At 66.2% G+C, this 4,667-nt stretch carries 4 protein-coding genes; all 4 read left to right on the top strand.

The window, feature by feature from the left end; translation table 11 throughout:
- Positions 1–196 precede the first annotated feature (196 nt).
- Positions 197–649 (top strand): GNAT family N-acetyltransferase, encoded by a 453-nt coding sequence (locus KA184_23295; GenBank protein ID MBP8132517.1) that lies wholly within the window; start codon positions 197–199, stop codon positions 647–649.
- Positions 646–2,346: a hypothetical protein gene (locus tag KA184_23300; protein MBP8132518.1), complete on the top strand. Its 1,701-nt coding sequence runs from the start codon at positions 646–648 to the stop codon at positions 2,344–2,346. Before KA184_23295 ends, KA184_23300 begins: the two co-directional genes overlap by 4 nt.
- A 6-nt stretch (positions 2,347–2,352) precedes the next feature.
- On the top strand, positions 2,353–3,396 hold the full coding sequence (locus KA184_23305; GenBank protein ID MBP8132519.1) for a Gfo/Idh/MocA family oxidoreductase: 1,044 nt from the start codon (positions 2,353–2,355) through the stop codon (positions 3,394–3,396).
- Between the two features lie 24 nt (positions 3,397–3,420).
- Positions 3,421–4,667 (top strand): aspartate aminotransferase family protein (locus tag KA184_23310; GenBank protein ID MBP8132520.1); only part of this gene is annotated, 1,247 nt, incomplete at its 3' end.

Here is a 4,667-nt window from a genome sequence, read left to right on the forward strand (position 1 = left end):
GCGGCAATGGCCGTGACGTTTTCGTCGAACAGGTCCAGGTCCACGAAGGCCAACGGCATCACCCGCCCGCGAAAGGCGTCCCTGTAGTATTGGTACCGGTTCTGCATGCCGACGCCGCCCTGTTGCCAATCATTTGATGGATATTCTATCGTAGCTCCCGGTATTCGCGCATACCGCGCACGGAAGGCTGACAACGATGACTCCCCGATTCGCCAGACTGGAGGAAATCCTGCCTTTGCGCGACGCGGTCATCATCGCGGGCACGGACCGCGACACGCCCTTCTTCCCGGGCGACCGGGACGCCGCGACGCGGCATATCGGCGTCTTCGTGAACGGCCGGTGCGTGGGGTGCGCCACGTTTCTTGTGCAACCCTGTCAGAGCGCGCCCGCGTGGCAGCTTCGGGGCATGGCAACGGCGCCGGACTGCCGCGGCCAGGGTCTTGGCCGCGCGATGCTGGCCTTCGCGGAGGCGGAACTTCCCAAGGCATCGGGTGCGCGCGTGCTCTGGTGTAACGCGCGCGAATCCGCGGCGGGTTTCTACCGGAAACTGGGCTGGGAAACCGTTTCGGAACTGTTCGACGTGCCCGGCGTCGGCCCGCACTACCGCATGCTGCGCCGCCTGCCCCAGGACAGGAAAACCACGTCATGAGCACCGCGGATTATCTGATTGTCGCAGGTTTCTTCCTCGTAATGCTCGGAATCGGCGTCTTCTTCGCCGGACGCATGCGTAATCTGAACGATTTCTTCGGCGGCGGGCAAGAGGTGCCGTGGTGGGTATCCGGTGTTTCGCTCTACATGACCAGTTTCAGCGCGTTCGCGTTCGTGAGTTATTCCGCGCTCGCCTACACCGACGGCTTCGTTGCCGTCACCATCTGGTGGCTTGTCGCGGTCTGCTCCGTCATCAGCGCGCGCTTCTTCGCCGCGCGCTGGCGCCGCGCCGCCGCCACCACACCCCTTGAATACATCGAGCGCCGCTACGGCCCCGGGCTGCGCCAGGTGCTTGCGTGGGCAGGGGTGCCGCTCATCATCATTGACGACGCGCTCAAGCTCTTTGTCATCGGGACCATGGTCAATGAAATGATGAGCATCTCGACGGGCGGCAACCTCGCGCTGTCGATTAGCGCGTGCGGGTTGATCATGCTGGCGTACACGCTGCTCGGCGGGCTGTGGGCCGTCATGATCACCGACTTCGTGCAGTTCGTGGTCATGAGCGTCGCCGTGGTGGTCCTTGCCCCGCTCATTCTCGTCAAGGTCGGCGGGCCGGCCGCGCTCGCCCACCACCTCCCGCCGGAAATGTGGTCGCCGACGTCGCCCAAGTATCCCTGGTACTGGGTGCTGTCGTTCTTCATCGTCATGACCTTCTCGTATTCCGTCAAATGGCCGCTCGTGCAGCGCTATTACTCGGTGCGCACGGACCGCGGCGCGCGGCTCGTCGGGTACATGGTCGCCGCACTCACGTTCGTGACCATGCCGCTGATTCTGCTGCCGGGTTTCGCCGCGCGGCTGCTCCCGGAGGCAATAGCGCCGAATTCCGTCTACGCGGAGGTGTGCAGGCAGCTGCTGCCCGCGGGATTGATCGGCATGGTCATTGCCGCCATGTTCTCCGCGACCATGTCCACGCTCTCCGGCGATTACAACGCCGTGGCCGCCGTGCTCACGAAAGACCTGTACGCGCGGCTGTTCTTCCGTGGCGGCGAGCCGCGCGCCCCCGTGCTGGCCGGGCGGGTCGCGACGCTGATTGTGGGGATGCTCGCGCTGGGCATCGCGCTGCTGTTGGCGCGGATTCCCGGCGAGGTCGAACTGGTAAAGATCATGGCCGAACTGTTCAGCGTGCTGCTGCCGCCGGTCGCGATTCCGATGATGTTTGGCCTGGTCACGCGCCGCGTCTCAAATGCGGGCGCGCTCGGCGGTTTCCTCGCAGGCATGGTTCTCGGGTTGATGGCCTATTTCGCGAGTTTCGGAGGCGACCTGGCGTTTCTGCGCACCGTGCCATACCTGACCTGGATAACCGTGCTGCCTACGCTCGGTGTCATGCTGCTGCTGAGCCGCCTGCTGCCCGATGATGCGCGCAAACGCGCCGAGATTGCGCGATTCATCGGAGAATTGACCTCGGTGCAGCCGCCGTCACGCCACGCGGCGGTCCCGCGCGGCAGCCAGAACGCGGGCGCGCTCGAAATCATCGGCTGGGCCAGCGGCGCGATGGGCGCGCTGCTGCCCCTTACAATTTTCGCGACCCGCACGTCCCCCGTGCCCTGGCTGTCGGTCGTTGTAGGTTCCGCGCTCTTTGCCGCGGGCGCGGCCGCGGTCATCGCCGGGCGGTATCTGCGCGGCGGGGCAAGGAGGTAACCCATCATGACGGACAAGGTACTGGGTGTTGGTATTATTGGCTCAGGGTTCATGGGCCAGACCTACGCGCGCACCGTGCGCGACATGGTCCGGCGCGCACGGCTGGTTGCTGTAGCGGAGGGCTCAGGCGCCACCAAGCTCGCGGAGGACTACGGCATAGCGCATTGCACGTCTTACCGTGACATGCTGAAACGGCCCGACCTGGACCTCGTCATGGTCGCCACGCCGCACGCCCTTCACGCCGAACATGCGCTCGCTTCGGCGCGCGCGGGCAAGCACCTGCTCGTGGACAAGCCTATGGCCTGCACCGTTGCCGCCTGCGACGCGACCCTCGAGGCCTGCGGCGCGTCCGGCCTGAGGTGCGGAGTGACGTTCACGCAGCGCACGCGCGCGGGATTCGCCAAGGCGCTGGAGGTTCTCGCCACGGGACAACTCGGCGCGATACGGCACGTACGGACGTGCCAAGTCGTGCCGGACGGACTCGGCACCGTTCCGGCCTGGCAGATGAACACCGACAATATTGGCCTGCTCTTTGGCCATGGCATCCACAACATCGACGCGGTGCGCGCGCTGACCGGACAGGAGGTCAAGAGTGTCTTCGCGAAAACGCGCACCCTGACCGGCGCCCCCGTCGATGGGACGTCCGATGTGCTCCTGACCATGCGGGACGGGTCGGTGCATTATGTCTTCTGTTCGTTCGAAGCGCCCAAGCCCGGCTTCCCGCGCAATGGTTTCGGCGCGCAGGTGTTTTGCGAACGCGGCCTGATCGACCTCGACGGCTACGCGGAAACGCGCATCGCCACGGCGGGCGGCGCCTGGGAGACCCTGGCGGTGCAACCGCCGGTCGATTGGGCGGGCAAGGGCTTTCTCCACGAGAACCGGCTCCACGCCTACGGGCTGCTTATCCAAGACCTTGTCGACGCCATCCTCGACGGTCGTGAACCGGCAATCACCGGCTGGGACGGACGTCAGGCCGTTGCGGCGGCCCTGGCCGCGTACGAGTCAAGCCGGACCGGCAGGGAAGTGTATCTCGACGATTTTTCGGGATGATCTAACGCCTGGGAGGCTGGACCCATGATATTCGAGCGTTCGAAACAGCTTTACGAGCGGGCATGCCGCATTACGCCGGGCGGCGTGCACAGCAACGCGCGCCTCGCCGCGACGCCCGCCCCCCTCTTCTACGAGCGCGGCGAGGGCGCGCATATCTGGGACGCGGACGGCAACAAATACATCGACTACGTAATGGGCCAGGGACCCATGCTCCTCGGGTACACGCCGCGCCCGGTCCTTGACGCGGTCCGCGCACAACTGGAAAAGGGTCTGCTCTACGCGGGCCAGACGGAACTCGAGGTCCGCGCCGCGGAACTCATCCGCGAACTGGTCCCGTGCGCCGAAATGGTGCGGTTCAATTGCACCGGTTCCGAGGCGATCATGGCCGCGCTGCGCGCCGCACGCGCGTACACCGGCCGCCCCAAAGTGCTGCGCTTCGAGGGCCATTATCACGGCTGGAACGACGCCATCGCCTGGAACTATTGCGTTCTCGACCAGGACGCGCAGGGCCCGCGCGAGAACCCGCGGATGCACCCATCGTCCGCCGGGCAAGACCCGGCCAGCGGCGCGAACCTGCTCGTAAGGCCCTGGAACGACCTCGCGCTGGTCGAGGACTTGTTTGACGCGCAGGGGAAGACCATCGCGGCGGTAATCTGTGAGCCGATGATGTGCAATTGGGGCGGCATCTTGCCGCAGCCCGGTTACCTGGAAGGGCTGCGCCGCGTCTGCGACCGTTACGGAGCGCTGCTGGTCTTCGACGAAGTGATCACGGGCTTCCGCCTCTCGCTCGGCGGCGGCCAAGGCTATTTTAACGTTATGCCGGACCTCTGCGCATTGGCGAAGGCGCTGGGCGGCGGCATGACCGTCAGCGCGGTGGCGGGGCGTGCGTCCGTGATGCAGGTATTCAACGACGGCAAGACGGCTCACGCGGGCACGTACAACGCGAACCGGCCCGCAATGGCGGCCACGGTTGCCGCGCTCGAATGCCTTCGCGCCGACGGCGGCGCCGAACTGCGGAAAGCCCATGCGGCGGGAGCGGCGCTGATGGAAGGACTCCGCGCGCTGGCCGTCGAGACGGCGATGCCGCTCGCCGTGCGCGGCCTGCCCCCCGTGTTTCAGGTCTCATTCCTGCCGCCGGATGCGCCGCCGGTTGTGGATTTCCGGTCTTCGCTCGCGGCCGATCTCGCCCTGGCCCGCCGGTACTGGCAAGCACTGCACGAGCGGGGCGTGCGCACCACGGCGCGTAATTTCTGGTTCCTGTCGACCGCACA

It is taken from the genome of Candidatus Hydrogenedentota bacterium (assembly GCA_018005585.1).
Classification (GTDB): domain Bacteria; phylum Hydrogenedentota; class Hydrogenedentia; order Hydrogenedentales; family JAGMZX01; genus JAGMZX01.

What these genes read in the sequence shown, in the direction of transcription:
- KA184_23300 (MBP8132518.1), top strand. Translation starts at nt 646, where the DNA reads ATGAGCACCGCGGATTATCTGATTGTCGCAGGTTTCTTCCTCGTAATG.
- KA184_23305 (MBP8132519.1), top strand. Translation starts at nt 2,353, where the DNA reads ATGACGGACAAGGTACTGGGTGTTGGTATTATTGGCTCAGGGTTCATG.
- KA184_23295 (MBP8132517.1), top strand. Translation starts at nt 197, where the DNA reads ATGACTCCCCGATTCGCCAGACTGGAGGAAATCCTGCCTTTGCGCGAC.